Source organism: Poritiphilus flavus (assembly GCF_009901585.1).
Taxonomy (GTDB): Bacteria; Bacteroidota; Bacteroidia; order Flavobacteriales; family Flavobacteriaceae; genus Poritiphilus; species Poritiphilus flavus.
Genome location: NZ_WXYO01000002.1, coordinates 350,479 through 373,248, shown reverse-complemented (window position 1 = coordinate 373,248; position 22,770 = coordinate 350,479). Strand labels below are relative to the sequence as shown.

The 22,770-nt window shown below is 45.6% G+C and carries 16 protein-coding genes; all 16 read left to right on the top strand.

Annotated features, from left to right (window positions below; genetic code table 11):
- The first annotated feature begins 19 nt into the window (after positions 1-19).
- The 16 genes from GTQ38_RS05150 (at position 20) to GTQ38_RS05075 (ending at position 22,739) form a co-directional block, all read left to right on the top strand.
- The gene (locus tag GTQ38_RS05150) at positions 20-1,252 is read left to right on the top strand and encodes a M48 family metallopeptidase (RefSeq protein WP_161434409.1); all 1,233 of its coding nucleotides are present in this window, start codon (positions 20-22) and stop codon (positions 1,250-1,252) included.
- 241 nt (positions 1,253-1,493) lie between these two features.
- Positions 1,494-3,701 (top strand): RelA/SpoT family protein, encoded by a 2,208-nt coding sequence (locus GTQ38_RS05145; RefSeq protein ID WP_161434408.1) that lies wholly within the window; start codon positions 1,494-1,496, stop codon positions 3,699-3,701.
- A gap of 42 nt (positions 3,702-3,743) precedes the next feature.
- Positions 3,744-4,199: a Fur family transcriptional regulator gene (locus GTQ38_RS05140; RefSeq protein WP_161434407.1), complete on the top strand. Its 456-nt coding sequence runs from the start codon at positions 3,744-3,746 to the stop codon at positions 4,197-4,199.
- A 12-nt stretch (positions 4,200-4,211) separates the two neighbouring features.
- Entirely contained in the window at positions 4,212-5,489 is a 1,278-nt protein-coding gene (locus GTQ38_RS05135; RefSeq protein ID WP_161434406.1) for an adenylosuccinate synthase, read from the top strand.
- A gap of 162 nt (positions 5,490-5,651) precedes the next feature.
- Complete coding sequence (locus GTQ38_RS05130) at positions 5,652-8,852, top strand: DUF1553 domain-containing protein (RefSeq protein WP_238857799.1); 3,201 nt, start codon at positions 5,652-5,654, stop codon at positions 8,850-8,852.
- A gap of 50 nt (positions 8,853-8,902) precedes the next feature.
- The gene (locus GTQ38_RS05125) at positions 8,903-10,366 is read left to right on the top strand and encodes a DUF1501 domain-containing protein (protein WP_238857798.1); all 1,464 of its coding nucleotides are present in this window, start codon (positions 8,903-8,905) and stop codon (positions 10,364-10,366) included.
- Between the two features lie 14 nt (positions 10,367-10,380).
- A complete protein-coding gene (locus GTQ38_RS05120; RefSeq protein ID WP_161434405.1) occupies positions 10,381-11,445 on the top strand; it encodes a 6-bladed beta-propeller in 1,065 nt (354 codons plus the stop codon).
- Positions 11,446-11,472: 27 nt separating this feature from the next.
- Positions 11,473-12,849: a c-type cytochrome domain-containing protein gene (locus tag GTQ38_RS05115; protein ID WP_161434404.1), complete on the top strand. Its 1,377-nt coding sequence runs from the start codon at positions 11,473-11,475 to the stop codon at positions 12,847-12,849.
- A 69-nt stretch (positions 12,850-12,918) separates the two neighbouring features.
- Entirely contained in the window at positions 12,919-14,631 is a 1,713-nt protein-coding gene (locus GTQ38_RS05110; RefSeq protein ID WP_161434403.1) for an OstA-like protein, read from the top strand.
- Entirely contained in the window at positions 14,621-15,802 is a 1,182-nt protein-coding gene (locus tag GTQ38_RS05105) for an aspartate aminotransferase family protein (RefSeq protein WP_161434402.1), read from the top strand. The genes GTQ38_RS05110 and GTQ38_RS05105 overlap by 11 nt, the downstream gene beginning before the upstream one ends.
- A 100-nt stretch (positions 15,803-15,902) precedes the next feature.
- Complete coding sequence (locus GTQ38_RS05100) at positions 15,903-17,306, top strand: tetratricopeptide repeat protein (protein WP_161434401.1); 1,404 nt, start codon at positions 15,903-15,905, stop codon at positions 17,304-17,306.
- A gap of 129 nt (positions 17,307-17,435) precedes the next feature.
- The gene (locus GTQ38_RS05095) at positions 17,436-18,353 is read left to right on the top strand and encodes a DUF368 domain-containing protein (protein WP_161434400.1); all 918 of its coding nucleotides are present in this window, start codon (positions 17,436-17,438) and stop codon (positions 18,351-18,353) included.
- 13 nt (positions 18,354-18,366) lie between these two features.
- The gene (locus GTQ38_RS05090) at positions 18,367-19,386 is read left to right on the top strand and encodes a DUF368 domain-containing protein (protein ID WP_161434399.1); all 1,020 of its coding nucleotides are present in this window, start codon (positions 18,367-18,369) and stop codon (positions 19,384-19,386) included.
- Complete coding sequence (locus tag GTQ38_RS05085; protein ID WP_161434398.1) at positions 19,358-20,104, top strand: shikimate dehydrogenase family protein; 747 nt, start codon at positions 19,358-19,360, stop codon at positions 20,102-20,104. The genes GTQ38_RS05090 and GTQ38_RS05085 overlap by 29 nt, the downstream gene beginning before the upstream one ends.
- Before the next feature lie 142 nt (positions 20,105-20,246).
- A complete protein-coding gene (locus GTQ38_RS05080; RefSeq protein WP_161434397.1) occupies positions 20,247-22,253 on the top strand; it encodes a DUF349 domain-containing protein in 2,007 nt (668 codons plus the stop codon).
- A gap of 27 nt (positions 22,254-22,280) precedes the next feature.
- A complete protein-coding gene (locus GTQ38_RS05075) occupies positions 22,281-22,739 on the top strand; it encodes a nuclear transport factor 2 family protein (protein ID WP_161434396.1) in 459 nt (152 codons plus the stop codon).
- Positions 22,740-22,770: the final 31 nt, after the last annotated feature.

Genomic DNA, 22,770 nt, shown 5'->3' with positions numbered 1-22,770 from the left:
AGAACCAAACAACCCTTATATGGACCACACGACTTTGTTTTATATCATCATTGCTATCCTGGTAATCCAATTTGTACTGGACACCTTCCTGGAGTATTTGAATGCCTCTAAGTTTCAGGACCCCGTACCTGCGGAATTGAAGGATGTTTTTGATGAAGAGGAATACTCAAAGGCCCAGGCCTACAAGAAAACCAATCACCGTTTCGGTTTGCTTTCTTCTACCTTTTCCCTATTACTTACCCTGGCGTTTCTGATATTTAGGGGATTTGACTGGATTGACGGCCTGGCAAGGGCTCAGTTTGAAAACCCGATTTTGATAGCCTTGTGCTTCTTTGGGATTATTCTGATTGGAAGCGATCTGTTAACCACCCCTTTTTCCTACTATCAGACTTTTGTAATTGAGGAGAGGTTCGGATTTAACAAGACCACTCCTAAGCTCTTCTTTTTGGACAAACTCAAATCCTGGATAATGATGCTGATCCTGGGAGGGGTTATTCTAGCGCTGATATTGTGGTTCTTTCAATGGGCTGGCCGCAATTTCTGGATCTATGCCTGGGCTGTAATAGCGATATTCACCATATTCATGAACCTCTTTTACAGTCGGCTGATCGTACCCATATTCAATAAACAGACTCCCTTACAAGAAGGTAGCCTAAAGCAGAAAATCGAGAACTATGCCCGTCAGGTGGGTTTTGAGTTGCGCAATATTTTCGTGATAGACGGCTCCAAACGTTCAACAAAAGCGAATGCCTATTTTTCAGGTTTTGGAGGGGAAAAGCGGGTTACGCTGTACGATACACTTATAGAGGACCTGGATGAAGAAGAGATCGTAGCCGTATTGGCCCATGAAGTAGGTCATTACAAACGGCATCATATCATTTTCAACTTACTGACCTCTGTTTTGCTCACAGGATTTACACTCTATCTGTTGTCCCTTTTTGTCAATAATCCGGACGTTTCCCTGGCTATTAGGGTTACACAACCCAGTTTTCACGCCGCACTCATCGGTTTTGGGATTCTTTACAGTCCGATCTCAGAAATTACCGGCCTGGCTATGAACTTTCTTTCGAGAAAGTTTGAGTTCCAGGCAGACGACTACGCCAAAAGTACTTTTGCGGCCCATCCGCTGATCAGCTCCCTAAAAAAGCTCTCCAAAAACAGTTTGAGTAACCTTACTCCGCACCCTGCCTATGTCTTTATGCATTACTCCCACCCACCACTTATTGAAAGGATCCGCAACTTAAGGACATAAGCCCTCCCTGACACTTTGATGGCTGTTTTTCAGCACAAAGGCAGGCAAACTGCCATATTTACCGCTAATCGATGATACCCTTTGGAGGCACGATTTTTGTTGGTTCCTAAGAAAGATTGTGGTAATTTTAATCTAAGCGTCAGTTTGAACCAAACCGCTCTTCACAAAACAAGCCGGCTTAGCCGGAGCAAAAAAGCGTAGAAGAGGAGTCGTTTGCAATATTTGGGATAAGGATCTAGTCATGAGGACGGAAATTGCAATAGAAGAGGAAAACAAGGAGATTGCCAAGCAATACAAGGAACTACTCCGAATAAGCTATCAGACCTTGTCAAAGGATGACAAGAAACTGATACGCTCCGCATTTGACGTGGCCGTAGATGCGCATAAGAATCAGCGCAGGAAGTCCGGGGAAGCGTATATATTTCATCCGATTGCCGTGGCGAAGATCGTAGCTTCGGAAATTGGCCTGGACGCTATTTCCATTGCTTCTGCCCTTTTACATGATGTGGTTGAGGATACTGAGTACACCCTGGACGATATTGAACGTATGTTCGGGGAGACTGTGGCGCGTATCGTAGATGGCCTTACCAAGATTGCCCACCTGAAAAAGGATATGAACATTTCACAGCAGGCGGAAAACTTCCGCAAGATGCTGTTGACACTGCACGACGATGTTCGGGTGATCATCATTAAGATCGCAGACCGCTATCACAATATGCTTACTATGGACGCCATGCCAGAGCACAAACAGGTAAAAATGGCCTCCGAAACCTTGTACATATATGCTCCGCTGGCTCATAGGATTGGACTTTATAATATCAAAACAGAGCTGGAAGACCTCAGTCTTAAGTATACCGAACCGGAAGTCTATAAGGATATCCTTGAAAAAATAGAGCATACCAAGGAAGAGCAACTCACTTATATAGAAGATTTCTCCAATATCATCAAAGATTCGCTCGATAAGGAAGGGCTTAGCTATCACATCAAGGGCCGGATGAAGTCTATCTACTCCATCCGAAAGAAAATGCTTGCTCAGAATGTGGCCTTTGATGAGATCTATGACAAATTCGCCATCCGTATCATCTACGAATCAGACCGGGAGAATGAAAAGTTCCTGGCCTGGAAGATATATTCTATAGTAACGGACCACTTTACCCCTAACCCTATCAGGTTAAGGGACTGGATAAGCTCTCCAAAGTCAACCGGGTACGAAGCCCTCCATATAACTGTAATGGGTCCCGAAGGCAAATGGGTTGAAGTACAGATCCGTAGCGAGCGCATGCACGAGATCGCGGAAAAAGGCTATGCTGCCCATTTTAAGTACAAACACGGGGAACAAAAAGAACAGGGTATTGAGGATTGGCTGAACCGCTTACAGGAAGCCCTGGAAAATGCCAATGGGAACGCGGTGGATTTTGTTGAAGAGTTTAAGCTCAACCTCTATTCCAAGGAGATCTTCGTGTTTACACCCAAAGGGGAGCTGAAATCCCTGCCAAAAGGGGCTACCCCCCTGGATTTTGCATTCCACATCCACACCGAAGTGGGAATGCGAACCCGTGGTGCCAAAGTGAACGGTAAGTTAGTACCGCTTAACAGTAGCCTGGAAAGTGGGGATCAGGTTGAGATCATTACATCGGACAGCGCCAAACCGAATCAGAATTGGCTGGACTACGCTACTACTGCAAGAGCCAGGTCCAAAATTCGTTCATCCCTGCGCGAAGAGAAGAAGGAGATCGCATTAGAAGGCAAAGAAATACTGCGCAGAAAACTAAAATCACAGAAAATCAACCTCAACGAGGATGTCATCAATAAGATGGTGGTCTACTTCAAGCTGCAAACCAGTTTAGATCTTTTCTACAGGGTAGGCATTGGTGCTATTGATAACCAAAAGATCAAGGATTTTGCATCTTCTTACAACAATGCTTTCATCAGTTTCTTCAAGAACAAGATCCGCAGAAAGGCTGTTCCGGAAGGGATAGATAAGGAAGAGATTACCTCTAAGTACGATATGCTGGTGTTCGGGAAGGAGGAGGAAAAGCTCAACTACAAGTTATCCAAATGTTGTAATCCTATTCCAGGCGACGAGGTATTCGGTTTTATCAGTGTGAATGAAGGAATCAAAGTACACTCCAAAAGCTGTCCGAATGCCATTTCACTACAATCTAATTATGCCTATCGCATTATCAGTGCCAAATGGATAGATTCAACACAGGAAGAATTCACATCAGAGATCAAACTTACAGGTATTGACAATCTGGGATTGATGAATGAGATCACCGAGATCATTTCGGACAATATGCATGTAAATATGCGGAATCTCAATTTCAGCACGGACGGAGGTACCTTTACAGGCCGGATAACTGTTGTAGTGAAAAACAAGTCCATCCTAAAAAAACTCATGGAAAATCTCAGGCGTATAAACGGTATTGAGAAAGTCACCAGAATTTAAAATTTCGACGTACCTTTGTACATTGATGTAGCTTAATTTGCTATGGGGAACACCAAAGACCAAGAGATAGTAAAGAGCGTATTTACCGCTTTTCTGGAAGAGAACGGGCACAGGAAAACGCCTGAAAGATATGCCATTCTCCAGGAGATCTATGATCGGGACGACCATTTTGATATAGAAAAGCTCTATATCAACATGAAGAATAAGAACTATCGTGTTAGCCGGGCTACTTTGTACAACACTATAGAACTCCTTTTGGAATGCAAATTAGTCCGCAAGCATCAATTCGGGGAAAATCAGGCGCAATACGAGAAATCGTATTTTGATCACCAACACGATCATGTTATACTCACGGATACAGGGGAGGTGGTAGAATTCTGCGATCCCCGAATACAATCCATCAAAAAAACCATTGAAGAGGTCTTCGACATAAAAATCAACAATCACTCGCTATACTTCTACGGCACAAGGAACCGGGAAGAAGAAGCTAAAAACTAACCAATATATTACATGGCGGTAGATTTACTACTAGGACTCCAGTGGGGAGACGAAGGAAAGGGAAAAATTGTTGATGTACTTACCAAAGATTACGATATCATAGCCAGATTTCAAGGAGGTCCTAACGCAGGGCACACCTTGGAGTTTGACGGCATTAAACACGTTCTTCATACCATCCCTTCCGGGATATTTCACGAAAATGCCGTCAACGTGGTAGGAAATGGTGTAGTTATCGATCCTGTTGTCTTCAGGAAAGAACTTGACAACCTCGCGAAATTCGATATCGACATTAAATCCAAGTTGTTGATCTCCCGCAAGGCTCACCTTATTCTGCCAACACACCGCCTGCTTGATGCAGCTTCCGAAGCTGCCAAGGGAAAAGCCAAAATTGGCTCAACATTAAAAGGTATCGGTCCTACGTATATGGACAAGACCGGAAGGAACGGCATGCGGGTAGGAGATCTGGAACTGCCGAACTGGAAAAAGAAATATCGGGCTTTGGCCAATAAGCACGAAGCCATGATCGACTTTTACAATGTAGATATTCAGTACGATCTCAAAGAATTGGAAGATGAATTCTGCGCAGCAGTGGAAGTTCTTAAATCACTCACCTTTATTGACAGCGAGGAATACATCTACCAGGCACAGCGAGAGAACAAGAAGATACTCGCCGAAGGCGCTCAGGGATCTCTACTGGACATTGATTTTGGGACCTATCCCTACGTGACCAGCTCCAATACGACAGCGGCAGGAGCCTGTACCGGTTTGGGGGTATCTCCCGGCCAGATCGGTGAGGTATTCGGCATTTTTAAAGCCTATGCAACCCGTGTGGGTAGCGGTCCATTCCCCACCGAACTATTTGACGAAAATGGTGAAACCATGGGTAGGGTCGGAAATGAATTCGGAGCTACGACAGGCAGACCCAGAAGATGCGGATGGTTAGACCTGGTAGCGTTGAAATACGCGGTCCAGATCAATGGGGTTACACAATTGATGATGATGAAGGCAGATGTTCTAAGTGGATTTGAAAAGATCCAGGTATGCACTGCCTACAAATACAATGGAAAAGAGATCACCCATTTACCATATAGTATCGAAGATGGAAATGTAAGCCCAATTTATACCGAGATGAAAGGCTGGAAGAAGGACCTGACAGGACTTAGCTCCGAGGAGGATTTTCCGCCGGCACTAAACGATTACATCGCATTTCTCGAGAAGGAGCTTGAGGTTCCCATTAAGATCGTTTCCGTTGGTCCGGACCGGAAACAAACGGTCCACCGCAAGTCCTGAGCCGCAGTTTTCGCCTAAAATCCGCCCAGACTTCTCATTTTTTGTCATTTTTTACAGGAATATAACGGATTTGATCAAATTCATTTCGAATCCGCTCAAACGGCGTCATTTCGAGCTCTTTTAGGCAAAAATCCATATCTTTAAGATCAACTCTGATCAAATATGCAGCTTCGGATTTTTTATGTCTTGATGGCAGTTATACTGTTATCCTCATGCGGTGTGTCCCTACCTGAGGAGGTGGAAACGGCTTATGAAGAGCTACCGGAAGAGATAGACTTCAACTTCCATGTCAAACCCATTCTTTCAGACCGTTGCTATGCTTGTCACGGTCCTGACGAAAACAGTAGAAAAGCCGGTCTTCGACTGGACCTGGAAGAATACGCTTTCGCCCGTCTGAAAAGCGGTAATAGGGCTTTTGTTTCAGGTAATGCTTCCAAAAGTGAAAGTGTCACCAGGATACTTAGCGAAGATCCTGAGATCGTAATGCCGCCTGAGGATTCCCACCTGAATTTATCCGATAGGGAAAAAGCCATTATTATCAAATGGATAGAGCAAGGAGCAAAATGGAAAGAGCATTGGGCCTTTACAACACCTCAAAAGCCGGAACCACCGGCCACTGAACCTTCATGGAGCTCGAACAATGCCATAGATCAGTTCGTGCAAAGCAGGTTGAAAGAGCAGGGTTTTCAGCCATCAGCCGAAGCAGAGAAAGAGCGGCTATTGCGCAGGGTTTATATGGACCTGACCGGTTTGCCACCAACTATTGACGAATTAGATTCCTTTTTAGAGGACAAAACTCCCGAAGCCTACGAAAAAGTAGTGGATAAACTATTGACAACCGATGCCTTCGCAGAACGGATGGCATTGGATTGGATGGATCTTTCGCGTTACGCGGACTCCCACGGCCTGCACGCGGACGGATGGAGGCTGATGTGGCCCTGGAGGGACTGGGTGATCAATGCCTTTAAGGACAATATGCCATATGATCAGTTTGTGACCTGGCAACTTGCGGGCGACCTGATGCCTGATGCAAGTAAGGAACAAAAACTGGCCACGGCATTTAATAGAAATCACCCTATGACTGCTGAGGGTGGAGCCATAGACGAAGAATTCCGGCTTAATTACGTCTGGGACCGGGCAGAGACGGTAGGTACCTCTTTACTAGGGTTAACGATGAACTGTGCACGATGCCACGATCATAAATTCGATCCGATCTCCCAAAAGGATTATTATAAGCTAACGGCCTTCTTTAACAACGTCAAGGAACTGGGAATGACGGGCGATGACGGCAATTACGGTCCGATGCTGGCGCTTCCGGATCCTGAGACTGAAAAGCAGTTGGAATCCCTTCAGAAAGAGATACAGATCAAAGAAAAACAGCTGGCCCTAACTAAAAAGGAAAAGATCGCCCTGGATACCTATATCAGGCAATTGCCAAAAGGCCATAAGCAACAAGGCCTGCTGGGCCATTTTCCATTTGACGCCCTTACCAAGGATCCGAATAAAAAGAGAGGTTATTTTGTGGATGGCAATAAAAAAGTCACCTCGCTGGAAGCTCCAATTCAGACCGAAGGGGTAAAAGGAAAAGCACTGCGGTTTACGGGAGAATACGATGAAGTTTATCTTCGTGAAATCCCCAATTTTGAATTAACGGATAAGTTCTCGGCGGTGCTGTGGGCGAATACAACCAAAAGAGAGGTAGGAAAAACCCAAACCTTGTTGGGGACCTCCGGGAATAAAAACAACTTTTGGAGAGGATGGGATTTCTACCTGGATAGCCTTAACCGGGTAAATGCCAGATTGATCAATTCGCTACCTCACAATTACATTCACGTTCGAAGCAAGGATTCTATCAAAACGAATCAATGGTATCACCTGGGCTTTTCATATTCGGGAACGGGTAAGGCCGCTGGCCTGAACCTATTTGTTAATGGGGTAAGGCCGGAGATGGAAGTAGTTTATGACAGGCTGTATAAGTCTATTAAGACCATCAGGGTTGGAGATCATCAACTTAATGATCAACCGGTGCGGGTCGCAAAAAGTGGCCGTGCTTTTACGGGTGAGAACGGCATATTTAAAGGTATGCTGGATGATATTTACTTTTATTCCAGGGCGCTGCAGGATCAGGAGGTAAAAGTATTGGCCGAGAAAGCCGGGATTAACGAAAATCCGGCACCCGATTATTGGGTTGAAAAGGATCCGGAGGTCAGGGAAGCTGAAAAAAGCCTGCATAAACTCAGAGCTGATTGGCTTTCCCTAATGGAACCCGTTATGGAAGTAATGGTCATGGAGGAACTTTCAGATGGCAGGCAGGCTTTTGCTTATAATCGCGGAGACTATGAGCAGCCAACTTATGAGGTTCAACCAGGTACCCCGGAAACACTGCCAGAATTCCCGGAAGGACTTCCCGCAAACCGGCTGGGACTTGCCCAATGGATATTTTCGGATGAGAATCCGCTCACCGCTCGTGTTGCGGTCAATCGCTACTGGCAAATGATATTCGGAAAAGGACTGGTAGACACGCCTCAGGACTTTGGAGTTCAGGGGTCCCTCCCCTCCCATCCGCAGATGCTGGACTGGCTGGCCACAGAATTCATGGAAAACGATTGGGATATCAGATACCTTCTGAAACAAATGGTCATGTCTCACACTTACAGGCAGTCGTCTCTGGTTTCCGATGAGCTTCGCGAGGCAGATCCAAATAACTATTACCTGGCAAGGAGCAATAGCTATCGTCTTCCGGCGGAAATGATCCGGGACAATGCGTTGGCGGCCAGCGGCCTGCTGGTCCAAACCGTTGGTGGTAAAAGTGTAAAACCCTATCAACCTCCGGATCTCTGGATAGAACAGACGAATTTTTCACATATACTATTAAGATACAAGGAATCCGGAGGAGACAGTTTGTATAGAAGGGGTTTATACACCTTTATCCGAAGAACGGCTCCTCACCCTGCTATGATCGCTTTTGACGCTCCCCCACGAGATGTATGTACCATTAAAAGGGAGAATACCAATACCCCACTGCAGGCTTTGGTATTGCTGAACGATACACAGTTTGTGGAAGCTTCCAAAATCCTGGCGGTAAGGATGCTTGAGGAAGGTGGGGATAATCGGGAGGATCAGATAGTACATGGATTCAGGCTGGCAACAAGCCGTTTCCCGAAGAAGGAGGAAATTGAAGTATTGACTTCCCTCTACGACTCCCAGTCCGAAAAATTCGAGAAGGACCCCCAACAGGCGAAGGCCCTGCTGACCGTTGGTCGGAAACAGATTGACCCCAAATTAAAGACGGCAAAGACCGCTGCTTTAACCATGGTAGCGAGTACGATACTCAATCATGACGAGACCTATATGAAGAGATAAGATCGGTATTGAATAGCTGAGAAAAGCTAAAAATCACAAATTAAGAACTCATGTGTACCCACCATCATAATAAGAATTATAGCAGAAGAGACTTTCTGACGAAAACCTCCCTGGGAATGGGAGCCCTCTCCATGGCTTCCATGCTGGATCCGCTAGGAGTTTTTGCCAAAGATAAAGGCGGGCTAGCCCCTTCTTTCAACGGTGGAGGCGCGCTTGGACAACCACATTTCACGCCGAGGGTAAAACGTGTGATCTACCTTTTTCAAAGTGGCGCACCCTCTCAGATAGATCTTTTTGACTACAAACCTTTATTGAACAAACTCAACGGACAGGATATTCCGGAAAGTGTTTTAGGTGGGCAACGCCTGACGGGTATGACCGCGGGGCAGGCCTCTTTTCCTCTTGCGGGAACCATTTTCAATTTTAAACAACACGGTGAAAGTGGTGCCTGGATGAGCGACCTTATGCCGCATACTTCCAAGATCGTGGACGAGCTTTGTTTTATTAAATCAATGTATACAGAGGCCATTAATCACGACCCGGCAATTACCTTTCTGCAGACCGGTTCCCAACTTCCCGGAAGGCCTTCCATAGGATCATGGGTGAGTTACGGACTGGGAAGCGACAATCGGAACCTCCCCGAATTTGTAGTCTTGGTTACCAAAGGTAAAATGGGACAACCGCTCTATGCCCGGCTGTGGGGCAATGGTTTCCTCCCATCACAACACCAGGGGGTTCAGTTCAGGTCGGGAAAAGACCCGGTATTGTACCTGACCAATCCACCAGGAGTAGACGGGCATGGCCGAAGGGACCAATTGGATCATCTGCAAAAACTTCAGCAAATGAACCATGAAGACATTGGAGACCCTGAGATCCTGGCCCGAATGGCACAGTACGAAATGGCCTTCCGCATGCAGACTTCAGTTCCTGAGATCATGGACACCTCTGATGAGCCAGATCATATTTACGAAATGTACGGAGAAGACAGCCGGAAACCAGGAACTTTTGCAGCCAATTGCTTATTGGCGAGACGCCTGGCGGAACGGGATGTTAAATTCATTCAGTTATACCATCAGGGTTGGGACCAGCACGGGGACCTGCCAAACGCCATCAGAGTTCAGTGTAAGGACACGGACCAGCCAACCGCTGCCTTGATCTCCGATCTGAAACAGCGTGGAATGTTGGAAGACACCCTGGTGATTTGGGGTGGAGAATTCGGACGTACCAATTATTCCCAGGGACAGCTTACCGCAGACAATTTCGGTCGGGATCATCATCCCAAATGTTTTACTATATTCATGGCTGGCGCAGGGATCAAAAAAGGATTAACGCTCGGAGCTACTGATGATTTTGGCTACAATGTGGTACAAAGACCCGTACATGTCCACGATTTCCAGGCCACTCTAATGCATTTGCTGGGGGTAGACCATGAGAGATTAACCTTTAAGTTCCAGGGCAGACGTTACAGGCTTACAGACGTCCACGGCGAAGTGGTAAAAGAAATTCTGGCATAACAAAACCTAATACGATGAACAACAAAACCAATAGGAGAAGAAAATTTATTAAAACCTCCTCCATGGCCGTTGCGGCAGGCGCCGCCCTTCCATATCTATCTTTTGGGCGCAATACTTTTAACCCCTGGAAGGAAGACAAAGTCATTGGACATGGAGAATTCAAGTATAAAGTTGATAAAGAATGGGGAGTTCAGGATCCTTCGAAGATCCCCGTTAATGACTGCCATGAAATGGTGCTTGATCACCAGGGACGGATATTAATGACCACCACCGGGAAGGACAATAACAACATACTGATCTATGACAGATCAGGAAAAGTACTAGACTCCTGGGGCAAAGATTTCCCCGGAGCTCACGGGCTGACCATAAGCGGCGAAGGAAGCGATCAGTTTCTGCTGATCACCGACCCGGATACGCACAAGGTCTTTAAAACCACCCTGGATGGCCAAATACTGATGACCTTTGGCAGCCCTAAGGAAGTATCAGCCTATGAGAAAGAAGAGCAATTTAAGCCTACAGAAACCGCTGTAGCACCCAATGGCGATATCTATATTGCCGATGGATACGGTGAGAATTACATCATGCAGTACAATTCCAAGGGAGAGTATATCAGGCATTTTGGTGGAAAAGGCAATGGTAAAGAGCAGTTCGATTGCTGTCACGGGGTAACCCTGGACAACAGGGATCCGGAAAATCCAAGCCTGCTGATCACCTCGCGTACCAAACAGGAATTCAAAAGATTTTCACTGGATGGTAAACACCTGGAGACCATTTCGCTGCCCGGATGCTGGATCTGCCGCCCTGTGATCCATAAAGAGAATATCTACTTTGCCGTTATAGTTACTAAAACCTGGGATTCTTATGATGGTATGCTGGCCGTTCTGGACAGCAACAACAAGGTGGTCTCCCTGCCAGGAGGTAACGCTCCCGAGTACAAAGAGGATGGTCTGGTGCCTCCACTTTATGATGGTGTGACTTTCAGAAATCCGCATGATGTGCTGGTAGATAATGACGAAAACCTTTACGTACCTCAATGGGCCTCAGGAAAGACTTACCCCATAAAGCTTCACAGGGTCTAAAAAAAATACCAAAGAACTCCTCCGCATATGATCGCATTAGACTTTAGTACTTTTCTGGGAAGGTTTCACCCCGTAATCGTTCACCTTCCCATAGGATTTCTACTGCTTGCCATAGTATTTGAATGGCTACAAAAGCGAAAAGAGGCTACTTCTTATCACAGCCTGGTTTCTACAGCCTGGTTTCTGGGTGCACTAAGTGCGATTTTGGCGGCCTTTTGCGGTTGGCTGTTGGCTAATGGAGGAGACTATCCCGAAAGTGAGCTTTTCTGGCACAGATGGTTAGGGGTTGGCCTGGCTGTTGCGGCCACAGTCGGATGGTGGATAAAACGCGAGCCGGGTAACTATTCCAAAGTAATTCACAAACTGCTTTCTGCCGGGATTGTTCTCATACTGGTCCTGGAAGGCCATTTAGGAGGAAATATCACCCATGGTGAAGATTACCTGGTGGAATACGCACCGGAACCCCTTAAAGGCCTGTTCAGCAAGGAAAAGCCCGAAAATGAATATCCCAGCCTGAGTGACGTAGATACGGTACTGATCTATCCGCAGATGGTCTATCCTATATTAGAATCCAAATGTGTGGCCTGTCACAACAATAAAGAGCAGCGGGGTGGTCTGAACATGGAAGATCTGGTAGCCTTTCAGGAAGGTGGAGACAATGGGCCGGTAATCGCTGCGGGAAATCCATTGGAAAGTGAACTTTTTAGAAGAGTTACGTTAAGCCCCTCTAGTGAGAAATATATGCCTCCCAGAGGAGAACCGCTATCGTATAACGAAATTCAGGTACTGCATTGGTGGATAAGCCAGGGGGCAGATCCGGAAAAGGTACTGAACCCTAAAGAGGTCCAGGAAGGGGTAAAACCAGTACTTTTAGGACTCTATCAACTGGATACCGAGATCAAACCCTGGTATGCCTCAGTGTCTTTGGAACCGCTGGACAGCCTGAATCTAAACAAAATAAGAGAAAATGGTTTTAGCATCAAGTCGCTTGGGGCGGAAAATAATCTCCTGGACCTGAAGTTCTCTGGTGACAGTCTTACCGCAGAAAACCTGGCAGTACTGGGCGAGGCCAGCGAACACATTACATGGCTCTCTTTGGCCGGGAGCAACGTACAGGATGATTGGCTGGAGCCCGTCGCGGCATTCACCAACCTTACCCGGCTGCAACTGGAAAAAACGTCGATCACAGATGCCGGAGTCAGCAAACTACAAGGCCTGGAACATCTTGAAGCTCTGAATTTATATGGGACGCAGGTTACGGATGACGCCATGGAGTCCATCGCTGCCCTTCCTGCACTGAAAAGGGTCTACCTCTGGGGTACAAAGGTATCTCCTAAAGCCATAAATGAATTGAAACAGAGCAATACCGATCTTGAAGTAATCGGTGGTATCAACGGGCAGTGAAATCCTAAATCGGTGCTAATCTTTGTCTGGCTCCTCCAAAAAAAGCTATTTTTGGGCAAAATTTGGGTTTTGAGAAGTCATTTTATTCTAACCTTTATCTTATTTTTTGTCTGGGCAGCTCACCCCCAGGAAGAACCCCAGGAGCAGAAGGAAATCAACATTGTTTACGGGGCGAACTTTACCAAGGATGAGGAGAATTATCCGGGAGCGGCTATTTTCAGCAAAGATACCCGTCAGGTAGAGTTTGAGCATCAGGGAGCCCGTCTATGGTGCGATGCGGCTGTTTTCTACCAAAAAGAAAACAAGCTGAAGGCGGTGGGTAATATACTGCTAAAGCAGGGCGACTCCGTACAAATGAGGAGTAAAAAAATCGACTACGACGGAAACACCCGTTTAGCCAAAGCCAGGGAGCAGGTGGTTTTGAATAATGCAGACATGACCCTTCGTACGGATACCCTCTATTTTGACCGTGAGAAACAGGAAGCCTATTACAATACCTCAGGTACGGTCATTGATTCTGCCAACACCCTCACCAGTGAGATCGGAAGGTATTTTATGGAGATCAAAAAGTACCAATTCCTGGATAGTGTTCACATCAAAAACCCTGACTATATAGTAGATTCCGAGAGGTTGGATTACTACACCACTTCCAAAAATCTGTATATGTACGGGCCGAGTACCATAACGGGAGAAACCTATAAGATGTACTGCGAGCGTGGTTTTTACGATACCAAGATCGAAAGCGGTTACGGCATACAGAACACCCGTATAGACTATAACAACCGTATTATTGAAGGAGATAGTTTGTTTTTTGACAAGGCTTCCGAATTTGCTTCAGCGACCAACAACATCAAGGTTACGGACACCTTAAATAATACGGTGATAAAGGCCCATTACGGCGAGGTTTTTAAGGCAAGGGACTCCGTTTTTGCCACCAAAAGAGGTGTTTTTATCGGCCTGGTGGAGAAGGACTCCATGTATATACACGGAGATACCTTAATGGTCACTGGAAAACCTGAAGAACGAATTCTGAGGGCTTTTCGCAATTCCAAATTCTACAAAACCGACCTCAGCGGGAAGGCAGACTCTATTCACTTTGAGCAGCGCACAGGTATAACCCAGTTAATTACTGATCCTATCCTCTGGAATATGGAAAATCAGATGACAGGAGATAGTATACATCTGCTCAATGACATGGAAACAGATAAACTGGACTCCCTGAAAGTATTGAATAACGCCTTTATAATTTCTCAGGATACCATCGGTAAAAAAGGCTTTAATCAGGCAAAGGGGAAGGACTTATTTGGTAAATTCATCGAAAATGAGCTCAAACTGGTAGACCTTATCAAGAATACAGAAGTGATCTACTATATGTATAACGATGATCAGGAACTCATAGGGATCAACAAGACCATATGTAGTAAAATCCGAATGACCCTGGCAGAAAGTGATATTGAGGACATCACTTTTATAACCGATCCGGATGGGGATATCTTCCCGGAAAAGGACCTTCCGGAAAACAGCCGAAAACTAAAAGGGTTTATCTGGAGGGGAGACGAGCGCATTCGGTCTAAGGATGATATTTTTGACGAGGATGACAACAATCTGGTACTGCCCGTCATTAAGGGGATCAGCAACCCCATAGATATTGAAGCGGAAGAAGAACAGCGCAGTGCCAATGAGGGAGATCCAATAAATAAGATCCCACCTTCCAATACACAGGCAATAAAACCGCAGCAAGAGGGAACCGACAAAAAAACCTCCCGCAGTAATGAAAAATGAGTTCCTGAAATATCAGGCACAAACCACTTCGCATCCCCTGGCTTTAGAGGTAACCCGTGCTCAGGGAAGTTATATCTATGACGCGAACGGTAAAGCCCATCTCGATTTTGTTGCAGGAGTTTCCGCCTGTACGCTTGGGCACTCCCACCCTAATGTTGTGGAGGCGGTCAGCAAACAGGCCGAAAAGTACATGCATGTTATGGTATACGGGGAATACATTTTGGAACCTGCCGTGACCTATACCCAAATGCTGGCGAATATACTTCCGGATCCATTGGAAAGCACCTACCTGGTAAATTCGGGAACCGAAGCCATGGAAGGGGCACTAAAACTCGCACGAAGGGTAACGGGACGGTCTCAGATCATCGCAGCGAAAAACGCCTATCACGGAAATACTCTCGGAAGCCTGAGCTTAATGGATTTTAAAAGTCGGAAAGCTCCCTTCAGGCCGTTGCTTCCTGATATTTCGTATATCGAATTCAACCGGGAAGATGAGTTATCCCGTATAACGGATAAGACCGCGGCTGTGGTATTGGAGACCATTCAGGGCGGAGCCGGTTTTATAGTTCCGGAGCCCAATTACCTGGAGCAGGTCCGAAAGCGTTGTACCGAAGCGGGAGCATTACTGATACTGGATGAAATACAACCGGGTTTTGGCAGAACTGGTAAGTGGTTTGCATTTCAGCACTACAATTGCATCCCGGATATTCTGGTTATGGGGAAAGGTATGGCCTCCGGGCTGCCAGTGGGCGCTTTTACGGCTTCCGGGGAACATATGAAATTACTTAGCAGGGATCCGGAGCTTGGTCATATCACCACTTTTGGAGGCAATCCGGTAATAGCCGCAGCCAGTTTGGCCACCTTAAAAACACTAAGGGACGAAAACATAATTGATGATATCTATGAAAAGGAAAGACAGATAAGGAACAGACTTAAGCACCCCTATATCCAGGAGATCAGGGGTAAGGGACTGATGCTGGCATTGATCCTGAAACATGAGGAAATTGCCAATTATCTGGTTTTGGAATCTGCTAAAAAGAGGTTGATTTTGTTTTGGTTGCTCTTTGAAAAAAGGGCCGTGCGCATTACCCCTCCGCTCACTATTTCCTCGGAAGAGATTGACAAGGGTTGCGATCTGATCCTCGAAATTTTAACAAGTTACAAGCAATAAAGCTGTTAACTACTTTGTTAATAATATAGCCCAAATTCGGAAGAAATTGTAGTCTCAAAAAGATTATTTTTAATTCCATAGTTTAACCAAGCACCATTCTATGGCGTTAGATCCTAACGAAAGACCCAGCCACCCCATCGCCAAGTTTGAATCAATGTTGAAGACAGATGACGTCTATTTCTTTGATGCAGAAGACTTCGAAGACATCATTCATCACTACCTGAATAATGGCAAGATATCCCTGGCGAAAAAAGCTATTAAGATTGGATTACAGCAGCATCCCGATGCTACGGAGTTAAAACTTCTGGAAGTGGAAGTCCTGGTTTTTGAGAACAATCTGGACACCGCCGAGACCATCCTGGACCACCTTCAATCCCTGGACGGGAACAACGATGAGATCTACATTCAGCGGGCGAATATCTATTCCAAAAAAGACAACCATGAAGCGGCAGTAGCCATGTTGCAAAAGGCGCTCGAATTGTCCGAAGGCAGCCTTGATATTTATTCCCTATTGGGTATGGAATATCTTTTTATGGACGACTTTGAAAAGGCCAAAGAGAATTTTAAGGTCTGTGTTTCCTTTGATCAACAAGACTATTCATCGCTTTACAATGTTATCTACTGTTTTGAATTTCTGGAGGATTTCAAAGGTGCCATTCGATACCTGAACGACTATCTGGACAGGAACCCTTATTCACAAGTGGCCTGGCATCAATTGGGCAAACAATATTTCACGGAAAACATGTTCCAGGAGGCGCTGGCAGCTTTTGATTTTGCTATTATATCTGATGATTCCTTCATTGGCGCTTATTTTGAAAAGGGAAAAGTACTGGAGAGACTTGGTAAGTACCAGGAGGCCATCGAGAATTACGAAACCACTATTAAAATAGAAGACCCTACTTCGCATGCCTATTTGAGAATGGGTAAATGCTATGAGCAGTTGAAAAACGATGATCTGGCCAGATATTACTACTACCAGACCGTTCACGAAGACCCGCTCTTAGACAAGGGATGGCTGGCCATTACGGACTTCTATTTCAAAAAGAACAACCTGAAAAGGGCGCTCTATTATGTCAATAAAGCCATCAATATTGATGGAGAAAACCCCTTGTACTGGAAGAAATGTGCCAGGATACACACAGCCCTGGGCAACTTTGACGAGGCCGATTTTGCCTATAAGCAAGCGGTAGACCTGGGGAATTACGAGTTGGATACCTGGCTGAAATGGGCCGATGTTGTAGTGGCCAATGAAGAAATTGAGGCCGGGGTGCAAATCCTGAAACAAGGCCTGGAATTCTATCCGGAAAAAGCGGAGATCCAATACAAAATGGTAGGTCTCTACCTGATGCTAAATGAGCGGATCGAGGCACGTTATAAGTTTTTGCAGGCACTTACCGCGGATCCGGCCAAGGTAGCGCTTTTTGAGAGTGAATTTCCGGATTATTATCACTCGGCCTGGGCTCAGAATATCATTGCTGCAACCAAAAAACACGCTCGAAAATAATCTGCAAGACCCCTGGCGGTTCTCTGGGTTTTATTCCGGTCTGGGTATGACTGCTTCTAAAACCTAAAAGGGACGTTAAATACCCGAAAAGCTTCAGAATAAAAAGGCTACTTTTGTGTTTTCTTTTTTATGGAAGACCGCAACCGACTACAATATTTCTTTATTGCCCTGAAGGGAATGGCCATGGGAGCAGCTGATGTGGTTCCAGGGGTTTCAGGAGGAACTATAGCCTTTATTTCAGGCATCTATGAAGAGCTCATCAGCAGCATCAACAACATCAACCTGGGTTTGTTTAAAGTCTTGAAGAATGAAGGCTTTAAGGCGGCCTGGAAAAAGCTAAACGGGAATTTCTTGCTGGCGCTGTTTTCAGGAATTGCCATTAGCGTGGTCTCCCTGGCAAAATTGATCAGCTGGTTACTGGAAAACCAGGCCATTTTGCTTTGGGCATTCTTTTTTGGGCTGGTGGTGGCCAGTGTTTATTTTGTGGGAAAGTCCATAGAAAAGTGGTCCCTGTCTGCAGTGATCATGCTTTTGGTTGGGGCCGGTATTGCCTACTACATTACTACGCTCCCCGTTTCGGAAAACACGGAAAGCCTGCCATTTCTGTTCCTTTCAGGAGCGCTTGCAGTCTGTGCAATGATACTGCCGGGTATATCCGGAGCTTTTATCCTGGTCCTGCTCGGTTCCTATAAAACCATATTGGATGCTGTGCACGAACGAGACATTACCGTAGTGGTCACAGTAGCCGTAGGAGCCGTGTTTGGATTGCTCAGTTTTGCCAGACTCCTTAAATGGATGTTTAAAAATTACAGAAACCCTACCCTGGCATTATTGACAGGTTTTATTTTAGGTTCTTTAAACAAGATCTGGCCCTGGAAAAAAGTGCTGGAAACTAAAACTTTTGGAGATAAGGTCGTTCCGGTTAATGAAGCCAGCGTATCGCCTCTGACTTTTGATGGAGATCCTCAATTACTCTATGCCGTTGTACTTGCCGCTCTGGGGTTTTCACTTATTTTTATCCTGGAGAAAACCGCATCTAAAAAATAAGCACTGACCTCATATGCACCAACCTAGATCGTTCTTAGATAAGTTTTTTTTGGTCATCAAAGGACTTTGTATGGGTGCGGCCAACAAGGTGCCCGGTGTTTCAGGGGGCATTGTGGCCTTCGTGGCAGGGTTTTATGAGGAATTCATTTATTCCCTGCAGAAAATCAATCTGAAGGCTTTCAAATTGCTGTTTAACGGCAGGTTCAGGAGCTTCTATCGCTATACCAACGGGCAATTCCTAACCCTGCTGATTTTCGGCATGCTGGTAAGCTATTTCAGCGTCTCCAAATTGCTGGACTATTTTCTCGAAACAAAGGAATTGTTTGTATGGGCAGCGTTTTTTGGGATGATCATCGGTTCCATCTATTATATCGCCAAGGATTTTGAGCATTGGAACAAGCGGACAATACCAGCTGGAATACTGGGATTGATCGTCGGAATATCCATAAGCTTTCTTAACCCGGCCAAAGAAAATGACAACCTGTTGTTTATTTTTCTCTGTGGGATTATCAGTGTTTCGGGTATGACCTTACCAGGTCTTTCCGGCTCCTTTATTCTCATTTTACTCGGCAATTACGTACTTCTTTTGGTCGATTCGGTAAACGCTTTGTACGACACCATGTCCGAGGTTTTTCAGGGCGATTTCAGTTTTGCACAGAATCCGAAACGATTGAATACACTTAAGATCCTGGCAGTCTTTACCGCGGGGTCCGCGACCGGACTGGTGAGCCTCTCACATCTTCTTGGCTATGTCTTGAAGCGTTTTAAGCATCTTACCACTGCGGTGATCATAGGTTTTATAACAGGATCCCTTGGGGTGGTCTGGCCCTGGAAAAGAACGATCTTTGTTCTGGATGCCGAAGGGCTTCCGCTTTTGGATTCCAACGGAGATAAGATCATTAGGAATTACGAGCGTTACCTTCCTGAAATTGGCCAAAGCGAGACCTGGTGGGCCGCGGTTTTCGCCCTTCTTGGAGTATTAATTTTATTAGCTTTGGATTGGTATGGAAAAAACAGAAACCAAAAAGCATAAGTTCGGCCTGGTAGGCAGGAACATATCCTATTCATTTTCACGCAAATATTTTACCGAGAAATTTGAGCTGCTAGGGCTTTCTGATCATATCTATGAGAATTACGATATAGAAGACATTAAAGACTTCCAAACACTGCGAAATAAGGCCTTACGAGGGCTAAACGTGACTATTCCCTACAAAGAGGATGTGATCCCCTTTCTGGATCAATTACATCCCCAAGCGGCTGAGATCGGTGCAGTGAACACCATCAAATTTGATGGCAATGGGCTTACCGGTTTTAATACCGACATATATGGCTTCCAAAAAGCCATTGAACCTATGCTGACACCAGCTCACAAGGCCGCTTTGATCCTCGGTACAGGAGGAGCTTCCAAGGCGGTCGCCTTTGTATTTAATGAACTGAACATAGCTTTTCGCTTTGTGTCCAGGAATCCCGGGGAAGAGGCCCTGGCTTATTCGGATCTCAATCAGGATGTTATGGAACAATACTCCGTGATTGTGAATTGTACCCCATTGGGGACCTACCCCAATGTTGAACAGAGGCCGGACATCCCCTATGAATTCGTTTCTTCTACTCACCTTTTCTTCGATCTAATTTATAACCCGGAAAAGACCCGGTTCCTGCTGGAAGGCGAAAAACAGGGTGCCGCCATCAGCAACGGCCTGAAAATGCTTGAACTTCAGGCAGAAAAGGCCTGGAGTATCTGGAATTCATAGTCTATTATCCTCTACCTATACGATTTTAGCCTTACCTAAGGCCAGAAATATCCGCCAAAAAGAAGTTTCTTAACCTTGTCAGTTAAGTAGGTTGTTAGTATCTTACATTGGAGAATGGGCGTGGAAAGAAAAACATTAAAGGATGTTGGAAGAGAAAGATCAAAAACTACAGGAAGATGTAGGGGGGGATGAAAATTCAGAAACTACTGAAAATACAACAGATTCAGAGAAAAGCACTGAAATAAAATCGGAAACCTTAGACGAAAATGCCCCTGCTAAGGAAGCCGGAACGGAAGAAGATGTTATAGAAGAAATTGATGAATCCAACGCTGAAGACGCTGAGGACGAAGATAATCACCGAAGACATCACATTCCAATCCTGGACTACCACTCCATGTCCATGGAAAACCTGGTCGGAGAACTACAGCGACTCGTACGTAACGAAAAAGTACAGGCCATTCGAAAGCATGTGGATGGTATTAAATACGAGTTCGACCTTAAGTTTCAGGAATTCTTAGAACACAAAAAAGAGGAGTTCATCAGCAAAGGGGGTAATGAAATAGACTTCCGTTACAGTTCAGTCACCAAACGGCAGTTCAATGAGGTCTACTCGGATTATCGCGAAAAGCGAAACCAGTATTACAAGAACCTGGAACAAAACCTAAAGCTGAATCTTGCGAACAGGCTGGAGATCATAGAAGAACTCAAGAGCCTTGTCAATATTGAAGAGGATATCAATACCACTTACAAAAACTTTAAAGACCTTCAGGAAAGGTGGCGAAACGCAGGTCCCGTCCCAAGGGCGAACTACAATGACGTCTGGCGGACCTACCACCATCATATAGAGATCTTCTACGACTTTCTGCACCTTAACCGTGAACTTCGAGATCTGGATTTCAGACACAATCTGGAAGAAAAGATGAAGATCGTGGAGCGGGCAGAGGCATTGACCAAAGAGCCTGACCTCAGCAAAGCATTCCGGGAGCTGCAGACGCTTCACAAGATCTGGAAAGAGGATATAGGCCCGGTAGGCAAGGAACATCGGGAAGAGATCTGGGAGCGTTTCAGTAACGCGACCAAAGTAATGCACCAGAGAAGGCAGGAGCATTACAAAGAGCTAGATAAGGTCTATGAAAAGAACCTGGAAACCAAAAACGAGATTATTACTAAAATACAGGCTATTGGAGCCAACGTTTCCACCAACCACAGGGCCTTGCAGCAACAGATCAGAGAGGTAGAGGCGCTAAGGGAGGAATTCTTCAAGGCTGGTAAAGTACCTCAAAAGGTGAACGAGGCCACCTGGGCTGCTTTCAAAGAAGCTGTACGCGGTTTTAACCGGAATAAGAATGCCTATTACAAAAACCTGAAAAAAGAACAGCAGCTAAATCTTGATAAGAAGCGGGCTCTGCTTGAAAAGGCCATCAGCCTGAAGGATAGCGAAGACTGGGATACAGTTACTCCGGAAATGAAGCGTATTCAAAAGGAGTGGAAAACCATTGGCCATGTGCCCAGAAAATATTCGGATAAGATTTGGAACGAGTTCAAGGATGCCTGTAATCACTATTTCGATAGGCTTCACGCCCTAAAAAATGCGGCATTTAAGGAAGAAAATGAAAACTTCCTCAAAAAAAGTGAATGCATAGAAAAGCTAAGGGCCTTTCAGCTGACCGGAGACCGGGACAAAGACATCAGCACCATCAAAGGTTTTATCGATGAATGGAAGACCTATGGACGAGTGCCTTATAACAAGAAAAGCATAAACGGCAAATTCAATAAAATTCTTGACGCCCTTTTTAAGAAGCTCGATGTTAGCCGGCAGGAATCCGAGCTCTTGCGATACGGAAACAAGATCCAGCAACTGGCGAAGGCAGACAACGATCGGGCCATAATGAACGAACGTACTTTCATCAGGCGAAAGATCGATGAAAGTAAGAGCGAGATCCGCCAACTGGAAAACAATCTGCAATTTTTCTCCAATGCCTCAGAAAACAGTCCGGTAGTGCAGGAGGTCATCCAGAATATTGAAAGGCATAAAGATGCTCTGGCTACCTGGAAGGCGAAGCTTAAAAAATTAAATATCCTTGAAAACAACCTGAATAAAGAAGCTGAAGAAGCACCTGACACTGAAGCTTCTTCAGAAGAAGAGTAACTTCCAACTTCTACCGATCGACGAAATATGAAAGCTGTTCTCCTGTCTTTTCTCCTTGTTCTGATATTCGCCTGCTCGGGAAAAAGCCCGGATAAGACTGCGAATGAGGACACATTGAAAACCTCCATAGAAAATTTTAATCAGGCATTTGCCTCAGCGGATATCGAAAAGCTGGAAGGGCTCATCACGGAAGAATACCAGCACACCAATGGCAATTCTCCAGCCATCGGGAAATCGTCCTGGTTATCTTACCTGGTTAAAAGGAAAAGTGCCATAGAATCCGGCGAACTGGTGGTGCACGATTATCGCATGGAGGAGCTCAAAATTCAGCAACTCGGTGGTTCTGCCATAGCAACGGCTAAGGTATTGGTTTCACAAACCCGGGATAGCGTCAGCGAAGAACGGGCATTCAGGGTCACCACGGTATGGGTATTGGAAGAGGGTACCTGGAAACGGGCCGGCTTCCACGATGGAGCGATCCAATGAATTTATATAAGCACCCACACTAAAGCAGGCC

Coding starts and splice junctions, on each gene's coding strand:
- GTQ38_RS05150 (WP_161434409.1), top strand. CDS start 20: ATGGACCACACGACTTTGTTTTATATCATCATTGCTATCCTGGTAATC.
- GTQ38_RS05145 (WP_161434408.1), top strand. CDS start 1,494: ATGAGGACGGAAATTGCAATAGAAGAGGAAAACAAGGAGATTGCCAAG.
- GTQ38_RS05140 (WP_161434407.1), top strand. CDS start 3,744: ATGGGGAACACCAAAGACCAAGAGATAGTAAAGAGCGTATTTACCGCT.
- GTQ38_RS05135 (WP_161434406.1), top strand. CDS start 4,212: ATGGCGGTAGATTTACTACTAGGACTCCAGTGGGGAGACGAAGGAAAG.
- GTQ38_RS05130 (WP_238857799.1), top strand. CDS start 5,652: ATGCAGCTTCGGATTTTTTATGTCTTGATGGCAGTTATACTGTTATCC.
- GTQ38_RS05125 (WP_238857798.1), top strand. CDS start 8,903: ATGTGTACCCACCATCATAATAAGAATTATAGCAGAAGAGACTTTCTG.
- GTQ38_RS05120 (WP_161434405.1), top strand. CDS start 10,381: ATGAACAACAAAACCAATAGGAGAAGAAAATTTATTAAAACCTCCTCC.
- GTQ38_RS05115 (WP_161434404.1), top strand. CDS start 11,473: ATGATCGCATTAGACTTTAGTACTTTTCTGGGAAGGTTTCACCCCGTA.
- GTQ38_RS05105 (WP_161434402.1), top strand. CDS start 14,621: ATGAAAAATGAGTTCCTGAAATATCAGGCACAAACCACTTCGCATCCC.
- GTQ38_RS05100 (WP_161434401.1), top strand. CDS start 15,903: ATGGCGTTAGATCCTAACGAAAGACCCAGCCACCCCATCGCCAAGTTT.
- GTQ38_RS05095 (WP_161434400.1), top strand. CDS start 17,436: ATGGAAGACCGCAACCGACTACAATATTTCTTTATTGCCCTGAAGGGA.
- GTQ38_RS05090 (WP_161434399.1), top strand. CDS start 18,367: ATGCACCAACCTAGATCGTTCTTAGATAAGTTTTTTTTGGTCATCAAA.
- GTQ38_RS05085 (WP_161434398.1), top strand. CDS start 19,358: ATGGAAAAAACAGAAACCAAAAAGCATAAGTTCGGCCTGGTAGGCAGG.
- GTQ38_RS05080 (WP_161434397.1), top strand. CDS start 20,247: ATGTTGGAAGAGAAAGATCAAAAACTACAGGAAGATGTAGGGGGGGAT.
- GTQ38_RS05075 (WP_161434396.1), top strand. CDS start 22,281: ATGAAAGCTGTTCTCCTGTCTTTTCTCCTTGTTCTGATATTCGCCTGC.